This is a genomic window from Mesorhizobium sp. M7A.F.Ca.ET.027.02.1.1 (genome assembly GCF_004022985.1).
In the GTDB taxonomy this organism is placed as follows: Bacteria; Pseudomonadota; Alphaproteobacteria; order Rhizobiales; family Rhizobiaceae; genus Mesorhizobium.
Map to the genome: position 1 here is coordinate 1 of NZ_RZOL01000646.1, position 2,154 is coordinate 2,154.

The following is a 2,154-nucleotide window of genomic DNA, read 5'->3' on the forward strand; positions in this document are numbered from 1 at the left end:
CCTTCAGGTCTTTCCCGCCCTGCCGATGGAAACGGAAAATTGCTATTATGCCGTGCTGCCAGAGGCGAGTGCGCCCTCCGCCACAAGCCAGCATTTCGTCTCTTGGCTGATAAGTCAGGTTGGACGCCAAGGTTGAAGGGAGGCATCCGCGCAGGGGAACCTCATTGAACTGTACCGCGAAGACCCACATCGCTAATTCCCCGCACTCGCCATCTTCCGCCCGGCGGTCGCCTTCTCCAGCCAGCCGAGCTCCATCTCCGGCACGGACGACAGCAGGAGATCGGTATAGTCGTCGAACGGCGGCGTCAGCACCTGGCTCTTCGCCCCATAGCGCACGACCTCGCCGCGATACATGACGGCGATCGAATCCGCGATCGACTTCACCGTCGCGAGATCGTGGGTGATGAAGAGGTAAGCCACCTGCTCGATCTGCTGGAGATTGAGCAACAGCTTCAGGATGCCGTTCGCCACCAACGGGTCGAGGGCCGAAGTTACCTCATCGCAGATGATGAGCTTGGGCTTGGCCGCCAGCGCACGGGCGATGCAGACGCGCTGCTTCTGGCCTCCCGACAGTTCGGCCGGATAGCGGTCGATGAAGCCCTTGCCCATCTCGATTTCCTCGAGCAGCTCCTTGACCCGTCGGTCGCGCTGGGCGCCCTTGAGGCCGAAATAGAAGGTCAGCGGCCGGCCGATGATCTTGCCGACGGTATGGCGCGGGTTCATCGCCACATCGGCCATCTGGTAGATCATCTGAAGCTGGCGGAGGTCTTCCTTGGTACGGCTGCCGAGTCGGTTGGAAAGCTTGCGGCCCTCGAAGGTGATTTCACCCTGCTGCGGCGGCAACAAGCCGGTGATCGCCCGCGCCAGCGTCGATTTTCCGGAGCCGGATTCGCCGACCACAGCCAGCGTTTGGCCGGGATGGATATCGACCGAGACGTTCTTCAGCACCTTGATTACACCCCGGCCATAGGCGGCCGTGACGTTCTTCACCGATAGGATCGGTTTCGGCGTCGGCTGCTTCTCTTCGTGCTCGATATGGTGGACGGAGACCAACGCCTGGGTATAGACCTGCTTCGGCTCCTTGATGATCCGATGGGCGGTGCCCGTCTCGACCATCTTGCCATGGCGCAGCACCATGATCTCGTCGGCCACCTGCGCTACGACCGCGAGGTCATGGGTGATGTAGAGCGCCGCGACGCCGGTAGCGTGGATTGCTTGCTTGATCGCGGCAAGCACGTCGATCTGCGTGGTCACGTCGAGCGCCGTGGTCGGTTCGTCGAAGATGATCAGATCCGGCTCGGGGCAGAGCGCCATGGCCGTCATCACGCGTTGCAATTGTCCGCCGGAGACCTGGTGCGGATAGCGCTTGCCGATATTTTCCGGGTCGGGAAGGCTGAGTTTACGGAACAGCGCCACCGCCCGGCGTTCGACCTCGGCGCGGTTGGCTAAGCCGTGCTTGAGCGAGCTTTCCACCACCTGGTCCATCAGCCGCTGGGCGGGATTGAAGGCCGCTGCCGCGGATTGCGCGACATAGCATACTTCATGGCCGCGCAGTTTGCGGATGCCGTTCTTACCCTGCTTGAGGATGTCGCGGCCGTTGAGGATGACCTCGCCGCCGGTGATGCGCACGCCGCCGCGGCCATACCCCATCGGCGAGAGGCCGATGGTGGATTTGCCCGCGCCGGATTCGCCGATCAGGCCCAGCACCTTGCCTTTTTCCAGCGTCAGCGACACGCCATCGACGATGGTGATCGTCATCGGCTTTTCGCCGGGCGGATAGGTGGTCGCCTCAATGCGAAGATTGCGGATGTCGAGCAGAACATCAGCCATTGCCGCGCCCTCCCTTGAGATCGGTGGTGCGGTCGAGGATCCAGTCGGCGACCAGGTTGACGGAGATGGCGAGCGCGGCAATCGCCGCAGCCGGGATCAGCGCAGCCGGGATGCCGAAGACGATGCCATCCTTGTTCTCCTTGACCATGCCGCCCCAGTCCGCTGCCGGCGGCTGCACGCCGAGGCCGAGGAAGGAGAGAGCGGAGAGGAATAGAATCGCATAGATGAAACGCAGCCCGAGTTCCGAGACCAGCGGCGACAGCGCATTGGGCAAGATCTCGGCGAAGATCACCCACCACTTGCCTTCGCCGCGCAGTTTGGCGG

The 2,154-nt window shown here is 62.8% G+C and carries 2 protein-coding genes; both read right to left on the minus strand.

Translation table 11 applies throughout. The annotated features are described in order from the left end of the window. Positions 1 to 192 precede the first annotated feature (192 nt). Complete coding sequence (locus EN749_RS34645; protein WP_128364860.1) at positions 193 to 1,830, minus strand: ABC transporter ATP-binding protein; 1,638 nt, start codon at positions 1,828 to 1,830, stop codon at positions 193 to 195. Then, positions 1,823 to 2,154: ABC transporter permease subunit (locus tag EN749_RS34650; RefSeq protein WP_128364861.1), on the minus strand; the 332-nt coding region annotated here is incomplete at its 5' end. The genes EN749_RS34645 and EN749_RS34650, both read right to left, overlap by 8 nt.

Excerpts from the sequence above, each read along its gene's own strand:
- EN749_RS34645 (WP_128364860.1), bottom strand. The coding sequence starts at position 1,830 with ATGGCTGATGTTCTGCTCGACATCCGCAATCTTCGCATTGAGGCGACC.